General features: G+C 70.8%; 15 protein-coding genes and 1 pseudogene. 7 read left to right on the top strand and 9 right to left on the bottom strand.

From position 1 onward, the window contains the following. Window positions 1–113, top strand: a pseudogene (locus tag ACWDR3_RS40550) (GntR family transcriptional regulator); the annotation flags it as partial. A gap of 10 nt (window positions 114–123) precedes the next feature. Here the strand turns inward: ACWDR3_RS40550 and ACWDR3_RS40555 are convergent. Genes ACWDR3_RS40555 through ACWDR3_RS40585 form a run of 7 tightly spaced genes read right to left on the bottom strand, consistent with a single transcriptional unit; the run spans window position 124 to window position 10,217 of the window. Then, window positions 124–591: a DUF4231 domain-containing protein gene (locus ACWDR3_RS40555; protein ID WP_450357614.1), complete on the bottom strand. Its 468-nt coding sequence runs from the start codon at window positions 589–591 to the stop codon at window positions 124–126. 49 nt (window positions 592–640) lie between these two features. After that, on the bottom strand, window positions 641–3,664 hold the full coding sequence (locus ACWDR3_RS40560; RefSeq protein WP_450357615.1) for an alpha-mannosidase: 3,024 nt from the start codon (window positions 3,662–3,664) through the stop codon (window positions 641–643). A 48-nt stretch (window positions 3,665–3,712) separates the two neighbouring features. Beyond that, complete coding sequence (locus ACWDR3_RS40565) at window positions 3,713–5,740, bottom strand: endo-beta-N-acetylglucosaminidase (RefSeq protein WP_450357616.1); 2,028 nt, start codon at window positions 5,738–5,740, stop codon at window positions 3,713–3,715. Beyond that, the gene (locus ACWDR3_RS40570; protein WP_450357617.1) at window positions 5,737–7,041 is read right to left on the bottom strand and encodes a glycoside hydrolase 5 family protein; all 1,305 of its coding nucleotides are present in this window, start codon (window positions 7,039–7,041) and stop codon (window positions 5,737–5,739) included. The genes ACWDR3_RS40565 and ACWDR3_RS40570 overlap by 4 nt, the downstream gene beginning before the upstream one ends. Window positions 7,042–7,068: 27 nt before the next feature. Beyond that, complete coding sequence (locus ACWDR3_RS40575) at window positions 7,069–7,974, bottom strand: carbohydrate ABC transporter permease (protein WP_450357618.1); 906 nt, start codon at window positions 7,972–7,974, stop codon at window positions 7,069–7,071. Further along, entirely contained in the window at window positions 7,971–8,918 is a 948-nt protein-coding gene (locus ACWDR3_RS40580; protein WP_450357619.1) for a carbohydrate ABC transporter permease, read from the bottom strand. The genes ACWDR3_RS40575 and ACWDR3_RS40580 overlap by 4 nt, the downstream gene beginning before the upstream one ends. A gap of 6 nt (window positions 8,919–8,924) precedes the next feature. Continuing rightward, complete coding sequence (locus ACWDR3_RS40585) at window positions 8,925–10,217, bottom strand: ABC transporter substrate-binding protein (protein ID WP_450357620.1); 1,293 nt, start codon at window positions 10,215–10,217, stop codon at window positions 8,925–8,927. A 218-nt stretch (window positions 10,218–10,435) separates the two neighbouring features. Here ACWDR3_RS40585 and ACWDR3_RS40590 point away from each other — a divergent pair, with 218 nt between their 5' ends. Further along, window positions 10,436–11,485, top strand: a complete 1,050-nt coding sequence (locus ACWDR3_RS40590) for a LacI family DNA-binding transcriptional regulator (protein WP_450357621.1) — start codon at window positions 10,436–10,438, stop codon at window positions 11,483–11,485. Between the two features lie 35 nt (window positions 11,486–11,520). Here the strand turns inward: ACWDR3_RS40590 and ACWDR3_RS40595 are convergent, their stop codons facing one another. Next, a complete protein-coding gene (locus ACWDR3_RS40595; protein WP_450357622.1) occupies window positions 11,521–14,616 on the bottom strand; it encodes an AfsR/SARP family transcriptional regulator in 3,096 nt (1,031 codons plus the stop codon). Window positions 14,617–14,757: 141 nt separating this feature from the next. Between ACWDR3_RS40595 and ACWDR3_RS40600 the strand changes: the two genes are divergently transcribed. The 4 genes from ACWDR3_RS40600 (at window position 14,758) to ACWDR3_RS40615 (ending at window position 17,831) form a co-directional block, all read left to right on the top strand. After that, complete coding sequence (locus ACWDR3_RS40600) at window positions 14,758–15,717, top strand: hypothetical protein (RefSeq protein WP_450357623.1); 960 nt, start codon at window positions 14,758–14,760, stop codon at window positions 15,715–15,717. A gap of 57 nt (window positions 15,718–15,774) precedes the next feature. Then, on the top strand, window positions 15,775–16,137 hold the full coding sequence (locus tag ACWDR3_RS40605; protein ID WP_450357624.1) for a peptidase inhibitor family I36 protein: 363 nt from the start codon (window positions 15,775–15,777) through the stop codon (window positions 16,135–16,137). 15 nt (window positions 16,138–16,152) lie between these two features. Beyond that, the gene (locus ACWDR3_RS40610) at window positions 16,153–16,512 is read left to right on the top strand and encodes a peptidase inhibitor family I36 protein (RefSeq protein ID WP_450357625.1); all 360 of its coding nucleotides are present in this window, start codon (window positions 16,153–16,155) and stop codon (window positions 16,510–16,512) included. 182 nt (window positions 16,513–16,694) lie between these two features. After that, the gene (locus tag ACWDR3_RS40615; RefSeq protein ID WP_450357626.1) at window positions 16,695–17,831 is read left to right on the top strand and encodes a methyltransferase; all 1,137 of its coding nucleotides are present in this window, start codon (window positions 16,695–16,697) and stop codon (window positions 17,829–17,831) included. Window positions 17,832–17,847: 16 nt separating this feature from the next. Here ACWDR3_RS40615 and ACWDR3_RS40620 read toward each other — a convergent pair whose 3' ends face one another. Then, window positions 17,848–18,924, bottom strand: a complete 1,077-nt coding sequence (locus ACWDR3_RS40620; RefSeq protein WP_450357627.1) for an aldo/keto reductase — start codon at window positions 18,922–18,924, stop codon at window positions 17,848–17,850. A gap of 237 nt (window positions 18,925–19,161) precedes the next feature. On the opposite strand from ACWDR3_RS40620, the gene ACWDR3_RS40625 reads away from it, so the two are divergent. Further along, window positions 19,162–19,965 (top strand): SAM-dependent methyltransferase, encoded by an 804-nt coding sequence (locus ACWDR3_RS40625; RefSeq protein ID WP_450357628.1) that lies wholly within the window; start codon window positions 19,162–19,164, stop codon window positions 19,963–19,965. The last annotated feature ends 45 nt before the right edge of the window (window positions 19,966–20,010 follow it).

A 20,010-nucleotide genomic window follows, 5' to 3' on the forward strand; every position in this document is an offset into this window, starting at 1 on the left:
ACGCGGCCATCCACCGGGCCCTGGTCGCCCACGACCCGGAGGCGGCACGGGCGGCGGCGGCCGCGCATGTGGGCGAGGTGGAGCAGTGGCTGCGGACTCAACTCCAGTCGTAGGGAGGGATGTTCACGGGCTCACAGCGGGCACCGACGGGTCGCCGCGCTGCCCCTGGACCTCGGCCCAGCCGCGGAGTTCGCTGCTGCCCACCTCTTCGATCGCCCGTTGCAGGGTGGCTCGTGCCTCCGCGTCGCGCTCGGCCGGCGGGAGCAGCAGGTAGCGGTCGACCGCCCGGCGCAGCCCCTCCCGCGCCTGTGCGGCCAGGACCCAGCGCGAACCGGGGCTGAACAGCTGACGCATGCCCGTGCAGAAGACAGCACCGCCCGCGATCAGGGCGGTGAGCCAGGCGGGCGCGCGCAGACCCGCCGCCACGACCGTCGCGGACGTGGCGGCGAGAGCGCCGAGTTCCGTCGAGTAGTGCAACCACCTGGCCCGGTCGCACGCTCGCGAGTAGAACCCCAGCTCCTGTCGGGCGAGCGCCAGCAGCGGGTCCTCCTGCTCGGCCCACGGCTGGCCGACGGCCGTTCTTCGTCTCATCGCCACATCATCGGGCGATCACGGCCGCCGGGGGAAGTCCGGACCTGGTTCAAGCCCGCCTGAACCTCAGCGTCACCAACTCGAACGGCCGCAGCCGCAAAGCGACCTGACTGCCCGTCACCTCCATCTCGGACGCCTCCGCCTCGGCGAGCGGTCGTTCCAGCAGGTCCGTCGCCGTCACCGTCGCCACCTCGAACCCGGCCGTGAGCGTCGCGCGCGCACGCCCACCATGGGCCTCGTGGAAGCGCACGATCACGTCACCGCTGCCGTCGTCGGCGAGCTTGACCGCCGTCACCACGACCGCGTCCCGGTCGACGGTGACCAGGGGCGCGACCTCGCCCGCGCCGCCCTCAAGTCGCCGCTCCGGCACATTGATCCGCCAGCCCTCGCGGACCGCGTCCCCGATGCCCGCGCCCGGTACCAGCGCGTGCCGGAAGCGGTGGACGCCCTGGTCTGTCTCGGGGTCCGGGAAGCGCGGGGCACGCAGCAGGGAGACGCGGACGGTGGTGGTCGTACCTCGGTCGCCGTCCGTCCGGACCGCACGGGTCACATCGTGCCCGTACGTCGAGTCGTTGACGACGGCCACGCCCCAGCTCGGCTCCTCCAGGTGGACGAAGCGGTGGTTGCAGGCCTCGAACTTGGCCGCCTCCCATGAGGTGTTGGTGTGGGTGGGCCGGTGGAAGTGCCCGAACTGGGTCTCGGATGCGTACCGTTCGGCGTGCACGTCGAGCGGGAAGGCGAGCTTGAGGAACTTCTCCGTCTCGTGCCAGTCCACCTCCGTGTCCACCAACAGCCGCCGCTCGCCCGGCGCCAGGGACAGCACCTGGGTGACGCGGGAGGCTCCGAAGGTACGCGTGACGCGCACCCCGTTCGCCTCCGGCACGACCTCGTCCGCGTCGGTGAGGTCCGTGACGGTGTTGCGGTAGAACTCGTCCACGTCCCACGCGTCCCACATGTTCGGGAAATCCGCGTGGAGTTGGAGCAGGTTGGCCGCCTTGCCCGGCGCGACGGACTCGCGGTCCGCCTCGGTGTCGTAGGCCGATATGACCAGGCCGTGGGCGTCGATCTCGATGCGCAGCAGGCCGTTGTCCAGGACGTGCCCGCCGCCCTCGCGTGCGGTGACCGCGGTCTCGCCGTCGGCCGTCGCCTCGGCCGCGCCGCCCGCCAGGATGCCGGCCCGGGTGTGCGGGGCCGCGTTGAAGACGAGGGACGTCGTGCCCTCGCCGGCCAGGGCGCGCTGGGCCGCGTCGATGATGGCCGTCAGCTCCTCCGCGAGCCGCGCGTACGTCCGCCGCGCCTCCCGGTGGACCCAGGCGATCGACGAGCCGGGCAGGATGTCGTGGAACTGGTGCAGCAGGACCGTCTTCCAGATGCGGTCCAACTCCTCGTACGGATAAGGGAATCCGGTCCGTACGGCCGCCGTCGCCGCCCACAGCTCGGCCTCACGCAGGAGGTGTTCGCTGCGGCGGTTGCCCTGCTTGGTCTGCGCCTGGCTGGTGAGGGTGGCGCGGTGGAGTTCGAGGTAGAGCTCGCCGACCCAGACCGGCGGCTCGGGGTACTCGGCCTCGGCCTTCTCGAAGAACTCCCGCGGGGTCTCCCAGACGACGGTCGCCGAACCCTCCAGGTCCCGCAGCCGGGCCGCCTTCGCGACCATCTCGCGGGTGGTGCCACCGCCGCCGTCACCCCAGCCGGTGGGGGCGAGGGAGTGCCGGGCGACCCCCTTGTCCTTGAAGTTGCGGGCCGCGTGGGCGATCTCGCTGCCCTTCATCGAGCAGTTGTAGGTGTCGACGGGCGGGAAGTGCGTGAAGATCCGGGTGCCGTCGATGCCCTCCCAACGGAAGGTGTGGTGCGGGAACTTGTTCGTCTGCGACCACGAGATCTTCTGCGTGAGCAGCCACTTGGAGCCCGCCGCCCTGATGATCTGCGGCAGACCGGCGGCGAAGCCGAAGGTGTCGGGGAGCCAGGCCTCGTCGTTCTCGATGCCGAACTCGTCGATGAAGAAACGCTTGCCGTGCACGAACTGACGGGCCATCGCCTCCGAGCCGGGCATGTTGGTGTCCGACTCCACCCACATGCCGCCGGCCGGCACGAACCGCCCGTCCGCCACGGCCTTCTTCACCTTCGCCCAGACCTCGGGCCGGTGTTCCTTCACCCACGCCCACTGCTGCGCCTGCGACATGGCGAAGACGAACTCGGGCTCGTCCTCCAGGAGGGCGGTCATGTTCGAGGTCGTCCGGGCCACCTTGCGGACCGTCTCGCGCAGCGGCCACAGCCACGCCGAGTCGATGTGCGCGTGACCGACGGCGCTGATGCGGTGCGCGGAGGGCACGGCCGGGGCGGCGAGGACCTCGGTGAGGCGTGAACGGGCGCGCTCCGCCGACCCGTTGACGTCCTGGAGGTCGATCGCGTCCAGCGCCCGCTCCACCGCGCGCAGGATGTCCCAGCGGCGCGCCGACTCCACCGGCAGCTCGGCCATCAGCTCGCCGAGCACCTCCAGGTCCAGCACGAGCTGCCACACGGTCTCGTCGAAGACGGCGAGGTCCATGCGGACGAGCTTGTACTGCGGTTCGTCGCCGGCCGTCTCCTTGTCGCCCAACTGCGTGGGCAGGAAGGGGTGGTAGTCGAGGATGACCGGGTTGGAGGCGGCCTCGACATGCAGGACCACCTCCTCGCCGCCCTCGACGGGGGCGCCGACGCGCACCCACTGGTTGCGCGGGTTGAGGCCCTTCACCGGGGTGCCGTCGGGCCGGTAGACCAGCCCCTCGCACTGGAAGCCGGGCATGTTCTCGTCGAAGCCGAGGTCCAGGATCGCCTCGACGGTCTTGCCGGCCCACGCCTCGGGAACCGTCCCGGAGACGCGGAACCAACTGGTCCCCCAAGGAGCACCCCACCGGGCGCCCACCTCGATCGGCTCGGGCTCGGCCGCGAGCCCTTCGGCGACCGGCACGGGCTCGCCGGGCGCGTTCCACACCGCCACTTCCAGCGGGACGGACTCCGGGTAGACGGCGGGGCGGACGCGCTCGTCGAGGACGCGCTTGAGGCGGGCTTCGACCAGGTTGCGGTCGTCATGCATGCGGGGTGCTCCAAGACTGGGTGGACGGTTACCGGTGGTGAGCGACGGCTACCAGGTGTGAGTCACGGTGACGGGAGCCGACGCGGTATACAGCTCCCCCACCGCGCTCAGCTCGAACCGCGCGGCCTGCTCACCCTGTTCGGCGTTGAGGCCGGCGACGAAGTACGCGAGCTGGGCGGTGCCGCCGAGGAAGCGGCGGGTGCCGTCGGGCAGGAGGCGGTGGAGTTCGTAGTGGCGTACGGCACCCGGGGCGGCGCTCCAGCCGAAGCGCAGGTCGCCGCCGGTGACCCCGGTGACGCCGAAGTCGGTCGGGGCGGCGGGGGTGTCGGGCGTGTCATGGACGGCGAGACCACCGAGCCGCCACCGCACCGAGGCGCCGGCCACGGTCCCGGTGAGTCGTACGCCGATCGCGTGGACGGTCCCTGAGAGCCCTGTGAGCGGCACGGTCACCGTCCGCCACCCGTTGACCGAGTTCACAGGCGCAGCCGCATCCACCGGCAGATACGTGTACGGCGGTGTCGCCCCCGGTGAACTCGCCTCCTCGGTCGCCACCGCCAACTCGACGTTCACATCCCCCACGTCGGCCTTGTACGTCAGCTCGACAACAGTGTTCACACCGATCGGCAGCCGGGTTGCGTACACCTCCAGGTCCGTCGGCGCGTCCAGCGCACCGGCGACCAGCACACTGCTCCCGCCGCGCCACGCGTCCGCGAAGTCGAAGGTCACGGCGGGCCGTTGCCCGGAGGTGTGCACCGCCCAGCGCCTCGACGGCAGCCGGTCCTGCACCCCGAGGTGGTTCCACGCCGTGTCCGACGTGACCGCCCCGTCCTCGTACCACCGCAGCCCGTGCCCGGTGTTGAACACGCTCCCGAACGGCAGCGAGCCGACCGTCGACCGGTCCGCCACCGACACGGCCGGCGCCCGCCAGGGATCGGTGGTGTCCGGCCGCGAGGGGTCAAGCGAACGGCCGGTCCAGAAACGGTCGTCGGAAGCGTGGAAGTCGCCCGGAGTCCGGCTCGCGGGAAGGTGGTTGCGGGTCCACTCGGGCCGGTAAAGGCCGATCGACGTGATGTGCGCCTTGGTGGTGGGCACGATCGCGTCCCAACTCACCGACGTATTGGACCCGTTGGACTCGACGTCCACGCCCGCCCACAGCTCGTACCGGCTGCGCCCCAGATCCACGGCCTTCTGCCCCGACGACGCGAGCGTGCTCGTGCTCCAGCGGAAGTCGACGAACATGTCGTCCGCGGCCTGGAAGAACGCCTGGTTCTGCGTGTTGAGGGCGCCCTGCCAACTCACCGTGCCGTTCACGGTCATCGAGTCGTACCAGGTCACCCGCTGCCCCTGAGCCACCGCGAGGGACTTCAACTCCTTGACGAAGCCCAGCATGTCGGTGCCGAGGGCGGTGTTGCCGCCGCTGGTCTCGGCGTTCACGAACCACCCGTCGAAGCCGTACGCGGCGGCGACCGCGACGAGTTGGGCGGCGAGCGGGTAGTGCCCGGCGGAGTCCTTCTGCACCAGGTCGCGGGTCCACTGGAGTTGGCCGCCGTACGCGGTGGGCGGCAGGAAGATGTTGCCGAGCACGGGCACGCCGTGCCGGTGGGCGGCGTCCACGATCGGCGCGTTCGGGGCGAGGATGAGTCCCTCCCCCGACGAGCCGCCCCAGAACACCAGCTCGTCCATGTACGCCCAGTGGGTGAGGGCGTAGTAGTCGGCAGTGGCCGCGCCCTGGGAGGGGTTGCTGGAGGTCGGTCCGAAGGAGACCAGTGACTGGACGCGGGCCTGTTCCGAGCGGGCGGTCGTGTTCGCCTGGGTCGGGGTGAAGCGGGTCGCCAGCGGGACGGAGGCCGCGTTGAAGGCGAGGTCAGCGTCACCGGCGGCCGTCCACGCCTTCAGGCTGCGCCAGGTGATGCCCGTGCCGGGGGTGCCCGAGGGGAACGAGTCCGGGTACCAGTACGAGGCGTACGGCGGAGTCGCGGCGGCGTCGGCCTGCGGGGTGGCCGCGAAGGCGGGCGCCGACGGCAGCAGGGCGGCTGCCGCGCCGGCGATCAGGACCGTGCGTCTGGTGGGGTTCACGAGCTGGTGCCTCCTGGTGGGGTGGGGAGTACCTGTTCGGGACGGACGACTTCGGTGATGCCACGCGCGGCGAGATGATCCTTGTCGTCCGCGCGTGTGTCCAGGACGGTCGTGGGCCGGGCGCCGTCGGCGGTCAGCCGGAAGAAGGCGTCGTAGACCGGGCCGCCGGGCGCGCAGCGCGAGCGGACGGCCGGGTCGGCGGGGACCGTGAGGGCGGTGGTGCGGGGTGCCGGGGTGTGCGGTCCGGGGGTGTGGGACGCCCCGGCCTGGGCTGCCGAAGCCTGTGCGCGTGCTCGGGCCGCCGCCTCCGCCAGCACCCGTGCCGCGTCCTTCGGCTTGCGGTCGTTCGTCAACAGCCCCAGCCCGTATTCGAGTTCGGGGAAGTCGGCGAGATCGCGGGACACGTCGTGGGAGCACCACCAGGTGATGCCCCACAGGTCGGGGCAGTCGAGCGCGTTGGTGACGGTCGCCTCGGTGAAGGCGGCGGCGTGCTCGGCCGGGATCAGGGGTGCGGGGGCGCCGACCTCCTGGAGCCAGACGGGCCGGTGGGGATCATCGGCCCAGGCCTTGCTCAACTCGACGAGGTACGCGGCATGGTGTTCGCTCGGCACGGAGGTACGGCCGTGCCGCTGAGCGGTGCCGTTGAAGACCCAGGAGTGCACGGCCGTCACGGCGCCGTGCCGGGCGGCCTGGCCCGGGGTGAACGGCATGTCGTCCTGGTACCAGGTCGCGTCGTACTCGGCGTGCAGGTGCAACTTGCCCGGGGCGCCCTGTTCGCAGGCGGCGAGCATGCGCGTGAGCCATGCGTCGATCTCGTCGGACGTCGCCCGGTCGGGGTCGGGATGCGGGCCCGCCGAGAACTGGTTGACCTCGTTGCCGAGGGTCATGCCGATGAAGTTCGGCCGGCCGGCGAGGGCGGTGGCGAGGGTGCGCAGGTAGGCGGCCTGGCCGTCGAGGACGTCGGGGTCGGTGAAGAGGTTGCGCCGGTGCCAGGTCCGGGTCCAGGCCGGGAGGTAGTCGAAGCTGCTCAAGTGGCCTTGCAGACCGTCCACGTTGACGTCGAGGCCGCGTTCGGCGGCGGCGTCGACGAGCTGGACGAGCTGCTCGACGGCGCGGGGGCGGATCAGGGTGCGGTTCGGCTGGAAGTACGGCCACAGCGGGAAGACGCGGATGTGGTCGAGGCCCAGTGCGGCGATGGAGTCGAGGTCGGCCCGTACGGAGTCGAGGTCGAAGTCGAGCCAGTGGTGGAACCACCCTTCGCTGGGGGTGTAGTTGACGCCGAAGCGCACGGCAGCAGACATGCGGAGGTCCTTGTGCTCAGGGGAGGTTCAGCCCTTGACCGCGCCCTCGCCGACCCCGCGGAAGAAGTACCGCTGGAGACAGGCGAAGAGGGCGATCAGCGGCGCCACGGCGATGATCGTGCCGGCCGCGACGAGCCGTTCGTCGTTGGCGAAGGTGCCGTGCAGATAGTTGAGTCCGATGGTGAGCGTGAACTTGTCGGGGTCGCTCAGCACGATGAGCGGCCACAGGAAGTCGTCCCAGGCGCCCATGAAGGCGAAGATCGCGACGACCGCGAGGGTGCCCTTCACCGAGGGCAGCGCGATCCGCAGGAACCGCTGCCAGGCGTTGGCCCCGTCGACGAACGCGGCTTCCTCTATCTCGTAGGGGAGGTTGAGGAAGGCGTTGCGCATCAGCAGCACGTTCATCGAGGCGATGCAGGCGGGCAGGACGACACCGATCAGGGTGTTGTTGAGGTCGAGTTCCCGCATGGTCGTGAACTGGGCGATGATGATGCTCTCCGCCGGTACGAGCATGGCGAGGATGAAGACGAGGGTGAGGACGCGCCGCCCGCGGTAGCGCAGTCGGGCCAGCGCGTAGCCGGCGAGGGCCGAACCGACGCAGTTGGTCACGACGTTGGCGGTGGCGACCTTCAGCGAGTTGAAGGCGTAGTCCCAGACCGGGATGGTGTCAGCGACCCGGCTGTAGTTGTGCAGGGTGGGGTGGCCGGGCAGGAAGCTCGGCGGGGAGCTGTAGATGTCCTCGGTGGGGCCCTTGAGCGAGGTGGACAGCTGCCACAGGAACGGGCCGACGGTCAGCGCCAGCACGGCGAGCAACAGCAGGTAGCGCAGGGCGAGTTCCCACACCCGGATGCGGCGGCCGTGCTCGTCGGTGACGCGCGGTTCGCGGGCTACGGCAGGCTTCCGGTCGGGCCGCACCTTCTCCAGGACACTCATGACTCGTCCTTCCGGTCGGCCCGCAGGACGAGCAGCATCAGGGCGACGGTGATGACGAAGACGACCACCGAGATGGCGGAGGCGTAGCCGACCCGGCCGGTCAGGCCGGTGCCGGTGCGCTGGACGAGCATGACGAGGGTGGTGTCCTCGCCGGCCGGTCCGCCGCTGGGGCCCGCCATCAGGTAGACCTCGGAGAACACCTTGAAGGCGGCGACCGAGGAGAGCGCGCCGACCAGGACCATGGTGGAGCGGACGGCGGGCACGGTGACGGTGACGAAGCGGCGGATCGCGCCGGCGCCGTCGACCGCGGCGGCCTCGTGCAGTTCGCGCGGCACGTTCGCCAGCGCGGCCAAGTAAATGATCATGTAGTAGCCGAGGCCCTTCCAGACCGTGACGGCCATCGCACTCACCAGGAGCAGCCACTGGTCGCTGAGGAAGCCGACCCGGCCGACCCCGATGGTCTCCAACAGCGAGTTGATCAGGCCACGTTCGTCCAGCAGCCACACCCAGATCAGACCGACCACGACGATCGAGGCGACGACCGGGGTGTAGAAGGCGGACCGGAAGAAGGTGATGCCGGGGATGTTCTTCTGCACCAGGAGCGCGAGCAGCAGGGGCAGGATCACCAGCGCCGGGACGACCCCGAGGACGTAGAGCGTGCTGTTGCGCAGGCCGATCCAGAACATGTCGTCGTGCCACAGCTCGCGGAAGTTGGCGAGGCCCACGAACTCGCCCGGGATCAGGGTGCGGCGGTCGGTGAAGGAATTGATCACCGTGGAGACGAACGGGTACAGGACGAACACGCCGGTGATCAGCAGCCCGGGTGCGGCGAACAGCCAGGGGCTGCTGGGCAGTTGACGCCGTACGCGCCGTACCGGCCGCTCGCCCGGCACGCGGGGTCCGCGCCGCACCCGGGAACCGGTGGGAACAGTGGAACTCGCCATGTCGGATCAGCCCTGCTGCTTCAGGAGCGTGTCGCACGCCTTGACAGCGTTGTCGAGAGCGTCCTTGGGGCTCTCCTTGCCCTGCAGCGCCTTGGCCACCTCGTTGCGCAGGGCGGTCTTCATCTGGTCGCTGAACAGCACGGGGGTGTAATTGACCGCGTTCTTCAGCGACTTGGCGGCGGCGATCCGGACGCGGGTCTCGTCGGTGCCGTCCTCCTTGGTGAAGTACGGGTCGTCCAGGGAGCCGGCGGTGCTCGGGAAGATGGCGACCTTCTTGGCGAACGACATCTGGTGCTCGGCGTCGGTGACCCAGTGCGCGAAGGCGATCGCGGCGGGCTTCTTCTTGCTCTGCGCGTTGACCATCAGGCCCATCACGTACATGTTGACGTGGCCGGTGCTGGTGATCTGGTCCGTGATGCCGATGTTCTTGTACAGGTTGGGCGCCTGCTTCTTGAAGTTGCCGAGGTCCAGGGCGCTCCCGGGGTTCATGGCGACGGCCCCGGTGAGGAACTTCTTGCCGGACGACTCGGGGGTCGCGGTCAGCGCCTGCGGGTCGAGCGCCTTGGCGTCGTACAACTCCTTGTACTTGGTGAGGAGTTCGACGCCCTTCGCGTCGTTGAAGGCGAAGCCGGTGCCTTCCTTGTTCATCAGCTCGACGCCGTAGCGGCCGAAGTCCTCGATGGTGGGCACGTTGGCGAGGGTGGCGACCTTGCCGTCGCTCTTCTTCGCCAACTCCAGGGCGTCGGCGAAGAGTTCGTCGTACGTCTTCGGCGGCTGCTCGGCGTCGAGCCCGGCCTCCTTGAAGAGGGACTTGTTGTAGAAGAGCGGCCCGGTGTTGAGGTACCAGGGGAAGGCGTACGTGCCGGTCATGCCCGGTATCTGGTGGCTGGCCCAAGCCCCGTCCAGGTACTCCTTCTTGTACTTCGCGGCGCTCTTGTCGAGGTCGAGCGCGAAGCCGGCCTTGGCGAGCGGGGCGACGAGGTCCGGGGAGACGTTGACGACGTCGGGCAGGGTGCCGCCGGCCGCGTCGGCGCTGATCTTGTCGGGGTAGCCCTCGGCGGGCTGGTCGACCCACTTCACGTGGGTGCCCGGGTACTGCTTCTCGAAGTCGGCGATCACGCCTTCGAAGTACGACTTGAAGTTCGCGCGCAGGTTCCAGGTCTGGAAGGTGATGTTGCCCTCGACCTTGCCGGAGGCGTCGGAGGAACCGCCGTCGTCGCTCCCGGAACCGCAGGCGCTCAGCGGCATGACGAGGGCGGCTACGGCGGTAGCGGCGAGGGCTCTGCGGGATATGGGCACGGTGACACGGCTCCCTTGGCGGCGTCGGCGGCTGGGACGCCATGGACCATGCCCGGGGCTCTCGGGGAAAGTCAATGGATTCGGCACAGCTAAAGAAATCTGTTCCTCATTAGTGCAGGTCAAGCGTCCATGGTCGGCCTCTTGCCACTTCTGACTAATGCGCTTTAGGGTGATCGCACTCAAGCGCATTAGCTCAAGTCCGGAGAAATGGGGAGCACATGCCGGCGAAGCGGTCCCCGGCGCGCCGTCCGACCATGAAGGACATCGCGCGGCGCGCCGGCGTCTCCGAGAGCGCGGTGTCCTTCGCGCTCAACGACCGTCCCGGAGTCTCGGAGGTCACCCGCGACCGGGTGCGCCGGGTCGCCGAGCAGTTGGGGTGGCGACCGAGCACGGCGGCCCGCGCGCTGTCCGGCGAGGGCGCGGCGACGGTCGGCTTCGTACTGGCCCGCCCCGCGCACACGTTGGGCGTCGACTCCTTCTTCCTCCAACTCGTCTCGGGCATCCAGGAAGTGCTGGCGGAGCGTCATCTCGGCCTGCTTTTCCAGGTGGTTGAGGACGTCGAGGACGAATGCGCGGTCTACCGGCGCTGGTGGGCCGAGCACCGCGTGGACGGCGTGCTCGTCGTCGACCCGCGCACCGACGACCCGCGCCCCGACCTGCTCGACGAACTCGGCCTGCCCGCCGTGGTGATCGGCGGCGCGCCCGACGAACGCCACCCCGGTCTGTCGACGGTGTGGGCGGACGACGCGGCCGCGATGGCCGCGGTCGTGGACGGTCTCTACGCGCTCGGCCACCGTCGGATCGTGCACATCGCGGGCCTCGCGGGCCTGGCCCACACCGAGCGCCGGGTCCGCACCCTGCGCGCGGAGGCCGCCCGACGCGGTCTGACCGGCGTCCAGTCGGTGACCACCGACTACTCCGACGCGGAGGGCGCGGCCGTCACCCGCCGGGTCCTGGAGGACCCCGCTCCCCCGACGGCCCTGATCTACGACAACGACGTGATGGCCGTCGCGGGAGTGGCCGCCGCCACCGAACTCGGCTTCGCCGTACCGGCGGACGTCTCGGTGGTCGCCTGGGAGGACTCGGCCCTGTGCCGCATGGTCAAGCCCTGGCTGTCCGCGTTGTCCCGGGACAGCGTGGAGTTCGGGCGCACGGCGGCCCGGGAGTTGACGGCGCTGCTTGACGGGGGGCCGGCGCGGGCGGAGCGGGTGCCGGTGCCTCGGTTGATCGTGCGGGACAGCACGGGGGCGGCGCGCGCTCGGGACTGAACCCGCCGGGGCCGGCGGGGCGAACTAGCGCCCTCTCACGGTGTCCCCGCGGGGCGAGCGTCCGTGTCGAGGCCCGCCAGACGGTCCCGTATCTCCGCGGTCCGGGGGGAGTTGAGCGCGGTGTAGAGATCGAGGGCCTGTCGCCAGTGCTCACGGGAGCGGCTGTGATCGCCCGATTCCTGGTGGACGCCGGCGATTCCGATGTGGGCGCGTGCCTGTTCCTCCTGGTCCTTGATCTCCTGCGCGACGGTCAGCGCCTCGGTGTGGGCCGCGAGCGCCTCGGTCGACCGGTCCATGCCGTGCAGGGCTTCGCCGAGCCCGTTGAGGGCGCCCACCTCGCCGTACCGTTCGCCGATCTTCCGGAACAGGGCGAGGGCCTTGCGCTGGTGGTCGGCGGCGGTCTCGTAGCGGGCCAGCTTGGCGCAGGTCTCGCCGAGGTTGGAGAGCGCGTGCGCCTCCCCGGAACGGTGGCCGAGGGCGCGGAACGCGGTCAGGATCTGCTCGAAGGTGTCGGCCGCCGCGGCGTGGTCGCCGAGCCGGTTCTGCACGATGCCGAGGTTGCCGAGGGCGGAGGCCTCTCCGAAGCCGTGCCCGACCTCCTGGTACAGGGCCAGGGCCTGGCGATGGTTGTCCGCGGCCTCCTCGTAGGCGTGGAGGAGTTCGTGGATGATGCCGAGATTGTTCAACGCGTCCGCCTGACCGCCCGGATCACCGGCCTGCCCGAACAGCGTGACGGCCCGGCCGTGGCAGTCCAGTGCCTGCCGGTACTGACCCTGCAGTTCGTGGACCACGCCCTGGTTCGTGAGACTGCGTGCCTCGCCGATGCGACTGCCGATCCGCCGGTAGAGGGCGAGCGCCTCCTCATGGTGGGCCGCCGCGGCCTCGTACCGCGCGAGTCGCCGTTGGATGGCGCCGAGGCAGGTCAGCACGTCGGCCTCGCCCTCGGCGTCGTTCGCGTCCCGGGCCGCGCGGCGGGCGTGGGCGTAGACGGTCAGAGCGTCGGCGAAGTGCCCGCCGCTCTCGAAGTAGCGGTGCAGGACGGTGGCCGTGCGGGTGGCATGATCCGCCCGGCCGCGAGCCGCCGCCTCGGCGCAGACGGCCACCAGGACCGGCTGCTCGGCGTCCAGCCAGTCCCGCGCCTGCGCCGCGTCCGCGAGGTCCGGCAGGGCGGTGCTGTGCGCGGTGACACGGGGCCGCATACGGCGTTCCGCCGGGTGCAGGAGGTCCATCGCGGCCGCGGCACCGGCGAGGTAGTGGTCGAAGAGCCGGCCGAGTGCCAGGTCCCGGGCATCCTCGGTGTCCTGGGTCTCGGCCTGCCAGGCGGCGTAGACGCGCAGCAGGTCGTGCATGCCGTAGCGGCCGGGGCGCGTCGGCTGGATCAGGTGGGCGCGGGTGAGCACCGCGACCGTGCGCCGGGCGTCGTGGACGGACACACCGGCGAGGGCGGCGGCCGCGCGGGCGTCGAAGTCGGGGCCGGGATGCAGGCCCAGCAGCCGGAAGGCGGCCGCGGCGTCGGCGGGGAGCCGTTGGTAGGACCAGGAGAACACGGCCCGTACGGCTGCCCGGGGGTCCCCGCCGACGTCCAGCAGGTCCAGCCGCTTGCGGTGGTCGGTGAGCTCCTCGCTCAACTCGGCCAAGGGCACGTCCGGTTCGGAGAGCGCCAGTTCGGCCGCCACGCGAAGGGCCAGCGGCAGCCGCCCGCACTGCTCCGACAGCGTCGCCGCTGCCTCGGGCTCGGCGTCGACCCGTCCGCCGATGAGGGTGCGCAGCAGGCCGACGGCGTCGGCGGGCGGCAGCAGGTCGAGGACGAGCCGGTGCGCGCCGTGCACGGCCACCAGGCCGGCCAGTGAGTCCCGGCTGGTCACCAGTACCTTGCAGGTGGACGTACCCGGCAGCAGTGGGCGCACCTGTTCGGCCGAGGACGCGTTGTCCAGGACGACGAGCAGGCGCCGTCCGGACAGTTCGGTCCGGTAGCGCGCCGCGCGCTCCTCCGGCTCCTGCGGGATGTCCCGGCCGGGCACCCCGAGGGCGGCGAGAAACGCGGAGAGCGCCTCGGTCGCGGACACCGGCTCCTTCATGTCGAAGCCACGCAGGTTCACATAGAGCTGCCCGTCGGGGAACTCCTCCCGCATCCGGTGGGCCCAGCGGACCGCCAGGGCGGTCTTGCCCACTCCCGCGGTGCCGGAGACGGCGGAGATCACGACCGCGGTGGCGGGCTGCCGGCCGCCTCCGGCACCGACCAGACACTCGGACAGCTCCGCCAGTTGCTCGGACCGGCCGGTGAACGCCGGTACGTCGGCGGGAAGTTGAGCCGGTACGGGCCGGGCGGGCGCTGTCGCCGTGGCGGGCGGCGCGGTCACGCGCGGTGGTGGTTCACCCGTGCCGCGCAGCACGGAGTCGTGGACGGCCCGCAGTTCCGCGCCCGGCTCGGAGCCGAGTTCCTCCATCAGCCGACGCCGGGTCAGGGTGTAGCACTCCAGCGCCTCGGCGTTCCTGCCGGACGCGGCCAGGGCCCGGACCAGCACGGCTGCCAGGGGTTCGACCAGGGGATACTCGGCGGCGAGTGCGCGTACGCGGCCGACCACTTCGAGCGGGTGCCCGGCCCGCATCTCGGTCCGGGCCCAGGCGATGGCAGCGTCGAGGCGTTCCTGGCCCAGGGCCGTGCGCATCCGCTCCGCCCATGCTCCGGCCAGGCCCGCCAGCGGGATTCCGCGCCACAACTCCAGTGCCTCCCGCAGCAGTTCGCCGCGGTCGTTGTCGTCCCGGTGCGCATCGCGGGCCCGTGCCACGAGTCGGCGGAAGCGCAGCAGGTCGACCCGCTCCCCCGGCGCCTCCAGGACGTATCCCCCGGTCACCTTGAGCAGGCGCAGCGGCCCCCGCTCCTCGCACCGCTCCGCCCGCGCGGCCTCCTCCAGCAATCGCCGGATCCGGCTCACGTGGGGATAGAGCGCGGCGCGTGCGTCACTGGGCGGAGCGTCGTCCCAGATCCGGTCCACCAGCGACTCCATGGTCACCGGGCGACCGGCATCGACACCGAGTGCCGCCAGTACCGCGCGCTGTCTGGGCTGACCCAGGTCCAGCCGTCGGCCTCCGGCCCATAACTCCAGCGGTCCCAGTAGTCGAAGATCCATACGCGTATCCCCCGACAGGGTCGAACAGCCACGTCCGGTCACCGACGCACCACAAGGATTCCACAAGAACCTCACAACAGTCCGGTGCGAGCGTGGAGTTGTCCCGGGCAGCGCCCGGACCGGCGAAGGAGGGGGAAGGCCATGCTCCGGACAGGCGAGACGGCCCGGAAACCGAGCGGGCTGCCGGGCCGCGGGCGGCCGAGCGGCCGGACGCAGGGTGTGACCGCCCTGCTGTGTGCGGCGCTGCTGACCGGCTGCACGGCCGGGGCGGCTGCCACAGGGGAGCAGCCGCCCCCGGCTTCGACGGGGGTCCGACACTCCGCGGATCTCGGCCTGTTGCTGCCGCTCGACGCCTACCGGGCGGACCCGCGCGAGCAGCTCAGCATCGACCGCGCGTACGCGACGCTGTTCCGGCGGTGCATGAAGCGGTTCGGGTGGTCCGTTCGCGCCACGAGCAGGACGGGGACCCGCTTCACGGCGGAGCCGAACCGGGACAGGTACATGCTCACCGACGGGCGGGCCGCCTCTGCGCGCGGCTACCACCCTCCGCAGAAGGAGCTGGAGGCGGCGCGCAGGGCGGCCGCGAGCGAGTCCGGGCAACAGGGCACCGCGTACCTGACGGCCGCGAGCGGCAAAGGCGCGGCCCGGGTGAAGGGCCGGCCGGTGCCGCCGGGCGGCTGTGCCGGCCAGGCGGCGAACCGGCTGACCACCGCCGAGGAGCGGGACGCCCAGCAACTCGTGGAGAACCTGCGCAGCTGGAGCTGGTCGCGTTCGCAGCGCGACAGCCGGGTGACCGGCGCGTTCGACGCCTGGGCCACCTGCATGGCGAAGGCCGGTTTCCGCTACCGGACGCCCATGGACGCCAACGACGACCCGGCGTTCGCCGGGGACCGGCCCACCGCGCGGGAGGTCTCCACCGCGGTGGCCGACGTCCGCTGCAAGGAAGCGACCGGTGTCGTCCGCGTCTGGGCGGACACCGAGGCCGCCTACCAGAACCAGGCGATCGAGGAGAACCGGCCGGCGCTGGAGAAGGCCAGGAAGGCGGTCGGGAGGCAGCTGTCCGCGGCCGCCGAGGTGCTCGGGCAAGGACGGGACGGCTGACCGTCCCGCCCACACCGGCATGCAGTCCCCACCCAGTCCACCACAGAGGAGCAATCCATGAAACGACTTCTGTCCGCCTCGGCCGTGGCCTTCGTGCTCGCCGGGGGCGCGGTGACCGCCATGGCCGTCCCCGCGTCGGCGGCGTGCACCGACCGGGTGTGCGTCTACGAGCGCACGGGCGGCGGGGGCACGGCCGCAGGGTTCACCACCGCCGACAACAACTTCTCCAACAACCGCTTCGTCGACGGCACCAACGTCAACGACCGCATCTCCTCGATCAGTTGCACCACCACACGGCGGCCGATCTTCTACACGGACTCCTACTGGCGCGGCCAGGGACAGCGGGTGTTCTGCGACGGCCGGCCGGAGAACGCGGTCTGGGACAACCAGTTCAGCTCCTTCTACTACGCGATCGACTGATCGGGGAGAGACACGATGAAACACCTCCGCAGCGCCGCGGTGCTGTTGCTCAGCGTCGGCCTGGGTGCCGTCGCGACCATGCCGGCTCAAGCGGCGGACATCTGCACGGACTCCGTCTGCGTGTGGGACGGGACCGGCCTCAGCGGTGCGATCGCCGGGTTCACCACCGCGGACAACAACTTCGCCAACAACCGTTTCCAGGGCAGCAGCACCACCGTGAACGACCACATCTCCTCGATCGAGAACCACAACGGGAGTTCGGCGCGCTTCTACACCAACTCCTACTGGCGCGGTAACACCCAGGACGTACCTGGCGGTTACTGGGTGAACGCGCGGTACGACAACGCGTACAGTTCGTTCCGCTACCTCATCTGAAAGGCCTGACCCTGATGCTCGGCATGGTTGTCTGGGACGTCTCCTCTCGCGCTTCGACGCAAGAGCGGTAGCCACCGACTGCCCCAACGCCCACGCCTGTCCACCGGACAGACGTGGGTTCGGCCTCCTCCTCGTCGAAGTGCTCTTCGTGCCCCCGCACGTTCGATCACGAGGAGTACACGGTGTCCACGATCCACTGGACCCAGGACCACACCCGCCGTTCCGCCCACTGGCACTCCGAGAACGGCACGCCTCCCCCGAAACGAACCGTCGTCGCCGACGACCGGACGAAGGCCGACGACGCCTACCGACAGGCGTGTGAAGGAACGGCCCTGCTCTGGCAGGGCGACTTCCACAACGCCCGGCAACTGCTCCAGGCGATGGGCCGCCGCCTCGACCGCAAATCCCCCAACCCCACCACCTCCCCGAGCGGTTCCTTCCAACTCCACCGACGCCACAGCGGCCACCGCGCCCATGTCCTCGGCAAGCTCCTGGTACTGCTGGACGACGACCACACCCTGGCGTTGCGCCGCGCACCCGATGTCCGCCAGGCGTGCCTGGAGGCGTACGGCCCCGCGCAGGGACCCACTGCCGTCTCCCTCCGCGAACTGCTGGGAGTGATCGGCGCCCACCAGTGGCGGTTGAAAGGCGTCGACGTGCCGGCGCTCGGTACGCGCATCCACCCGCACTACGGAGTCTTCGCACCCGTCAGAGGTGAGTACGTCGACCTCGTCGCCCACGCGCCGCTGCCACCGGCGATCCGGCAACGCCCCGCCACCGGCACGGCGTTCGATCTCGGTACCGGAACCGGTGTCCTCGCCGCCGTCCTGGCCCGGCGCGGAGTCGACCGGGTCGTGGCCACGGACATCAGCCCCCGCGCCCTGGCCTGCGCCCGGGAGAACGTCCAGCGGCTCGCGCTCGCCGACCGGATCGAGGTGACCGGCCCCGGCCTGTTCCCCGAAGGCCGCGCCGACCTCGTCGTGTGCAACCCGCCCTGGCTTCCCGCCCGTCCGACCGGGCCTGTCGAGCAGGGCGTCTACGACCCGGAAAGCACCATGCTGCACGGCTTCCTCGCCGGCCTATCGGCCCATCTGCGACCGGGCGGCGAGGGCTGGCTCGTCCTGTCCGACCTGGCGGAACACCTCGGCCTCCGGACCCGCGGACAGCTGCTCGACGCGGTCCGGGCAGCGCACCTGCGCGTGGTGGACAGGATCGACACCAAGCCCCGGCACCCACGCGCCAAGGACGCCAACGACCCACTCCACGCGGCCCGGAGCGCCGAGACCACTTCCCTGTGGCGTCTGGTCGCAGCCCCATGACCGGCGCCCGGAACCCTCAGTGCCGGACGGCTCCCTGCACCAGGAAGTGCACGCCGCTCTCCTCCCCGTCCACCGTCGCCCCTGCGTACTTGAGCATCCGCCCCATGCTCCGGTTGAGCTCGAAGGGGAAGTTGAGCGTCGGGGCGGAGACCTCGTCCAGGACCGCGGTCTGTTCCGGTGTGAGCCGTACGTCGAGGCCCGCGAGGTTGGCCTCCAGGTGCTGGAGTGTGCGCGGGCCGATGAGGGTGGAGGTGATGCCGGGGCGGTTCTGAACCCAGGCGAGGGCTACGGCGGCGGGACTCGCGCCCACCTCCTCCGCCACAGCCGCCAGCGCTTCGATGACCGTGAACTGGGCGTCGGTGGGGTCGCCGAGCACCGACGCGCGCCGGGAGTCCGAAGTGCCCTGGCCGCGGCGGTACTTGCCGGAGAGGTAGCCGCTCTTGAGGGGGCTCCAGGGGAGTACGCCCATGCCGGCGTCCTGGGCGAGCGGGATCAACTCGCCCTCGATGGTGCGCTCCAGCAGGGAGTACTCCATCTGGAGCGCGGTGACGGGGGTCCAGCCGCGCAGCAGGGCCATGGTGTGGGCCTTGGCCGTGAACCAGGCCGGGGTGTCGGAGAAACCGACGTAACGGATCTTGCCCGCGGTGACCAGGTCGTCCAACGTGCGCAGGGTCTCCTCGACCGGCGTGGACCAGTCGTGGTTGTGCAGCCAGTACAGGTCGATGTAGTCGGTGCGCAGCCGGCGCAGCGACTCCTCCAGCTGGCCGAGGATCGCCTTGCGGCTCGCGCCGCCGCCGTTGGGGTCGCCGGGGTGGAGGTTGCCGTAGAACTTGGTGGCCAGGACGAGCCGGTCGCGCAGGCCGGGGCGGGCGGCGAGGAAGTCTCCGAGAATCGCCTCGGACTGGCCGCCGGTGTAGAAGTTCGCGGTGTCGACGAAGTTGCCGCCGCGGTCGAGGTAGGTCTGGAGGATCTTCTCGGACTCCTCGACGTCGGTGCCGAAGCCGCCGGCGTCGCCGAAGTTCATCGCCCCGAGGCAGAAGGGGCTCACGTTGAGGCCGGACCGGCCGAGGCCGACGTACGAGTCGAGTGCCATGGGATGCTCCTCAGAGTCTTGTGCCGTGGTGCGGTGGGAAGGGACTCTTCGAGCAAACCAGTCTGAGCAGCGCGGTTGTTAGTGCGATCCCCTCGACCTCTTGCACGATCCTCTCGACCTGTCGAGACGCGTGGGGCGACGCAGACCGCCGGACCGGTACCTGTGAAGTCCCTCCCGGTCGCCCCTGTGAACGTCAATCGCCGGACACCGCCGCGTACTTCATGTGACGCTTTGCCCATGACCTCCGAAGACCCGTTGGCCGACCGGCTCCAGCTGGACCGGCCGCACTCCGCCCGCGTGTGGAACTTCCTGCTGGGCGGCAAGGACAACTACGCCGCCGACCGCGAGGCCGGCGAGATGATCCTCCAGATGTTCCCGGACATAGCGCTGCTCGCCCGACTCCAGCGCCGCTTCCTCGTCCGGGCCGTGCGCTACCTCACCGCCGAGGCGGGCGTACGGCAGTTCCTGGACATCGGCACCGGCCTGCCCACCGTGGACAACACCCACGAGGTCGCACAGCGGATCGCCCCCGAGAGCCGGATCGTCTACGTCGACAACGACCCGTTGGTCCTGGTGCACGCCCAGGCCCTGCTCACCAGCACCCCGGAAGGCGCCTGCGCCTACCTGGACGCCGATGTGCGCGATCCGGAGACGATCCTCCAAGAGGCCGCGAAGACCCTGGACTTCAGCAAGCCGATCGCGCTGACCATGCTGGGCATCCTGGGCCAGATCCCGGACTCGGACGAGCCCGCCGCCGTCGTGGCGCGCTTCCTCGACGCCCTCCCGCCGGGCAGCTACCTCGCCCTGAGCGACGGCACCGACACCAACGAGGCGCTCAACCAGGCGATTTCGGTCTACAACGCGAACTCCGCCAGCTCCTACCATCTGCGCGGACAGGAGCGGATCGCGGCGTACTTCGACGGCCTGGAGGTCATGGAGCCGGGTATCGTCCCCACCTCGCAGTGGCACCCGGAGCCGGTCGACGTGGGGCGCGACCCCTCGGACGTGGACGCGATCTGCGGCATCGGCCGCAAGGTCTGAGTCTCGCCAATGGGCCTCGGTGGTCCGACCGTTGAACGGTCGGAC

The sequence above is a fragment of the Streptomyces sp. NPDC001002 genome (assembly GCF_053599215.1).

Bases quoted from the DNA above. Each gene is read 5' to 3' on its own strand.
- ACWDR3_RS40555 (WP_450357614.1), bottom strand. From the start codon at position 591: ATGAGACGAAGAACGGCCGTCGGCCAGCCGTGGGCCGAGCAGGAGGAC.
- ACWDR3_RS40560 (WP_450357615.1), bottom strand. From the start codon at position 3,664: ATGCATGACGACCGCAACCTGGTCGAAGCCCGCCTCAAGCGCGTCCTC.
- ACWDR3_RS40570 (WP_450357617.1), bottom strand. From the start codon at position 7,041: ATGTCTGCTGCCGTGCGCTTCGGCGTCAACTACACCCCCAGCGAAGGG.
- ACWDR3_RS40575 (WP_450357618.1), bottom strand. From the start codon at position 7,974: ATGAGTGTCCTGGAGAAGGTGCGGCCCGACCGGAAGCCTGCCGTAGCC.
- ACWDR3_RS40580 (WP_450357619.1), bottom strand. From the start codon at position 8,918: ATGGCGAGTTCCACTGTTCCCACCGGTTCCCGGGTGCGGCGCGGACCC.
- ACWDR3_RS40590 (WP_450357621.1), top strand. From the start codon at position 10,436: ATGCCGGCGAAGCGGTCCCCGGCGCGCCGTCCGACCATGAAGGACATC.
- ACWDR3_RS40595 (WP_450357622.1), bottom strand. From the start codon at position 14,616: ATGGATCTTCGACTACTGGGACCGCTGGAGTTATGGGCCGGAGGCCGA.
- ACWDR3_RS40600 (WP_450357623.1), top strand. From the start codon at position 14,758: ATGCTCCGGACAGGCGAGACGGCCCGGAAACCGAGCGGGCTGCCGGGC.
- ACWDR3_RS40605 (WP_450357624.1), top strand. From the start codon at position 15,775: ATGAAACGACTTCTGTCCGCCTCGGCCGTGGCCTTCGTGCTCGCCGGG.
- ACWDR3_RS40610 (WP_450357625.1), top strand. From the start codon at position 16,153: ATGAAACACCTCCGCAGCGCCGCGGTGCTGTTGCTCAGCGTCGGCCTG.
- ACWDR3_RS40620 (WP_450357627.1), bottom strand. From the start codon at position 18,924: ATGGCACTCGACTCGTACGTCGGCCTCGGCCGGTCCGGCCTCAACGTG.
- ACWDR3_RS40625 (WP_450357628.1), top strand. From the start codon at position 19,162: ATGACCTCCGAAGACCCGTTGGCCGACCGGCTCCAGCTGGACCGGCCG.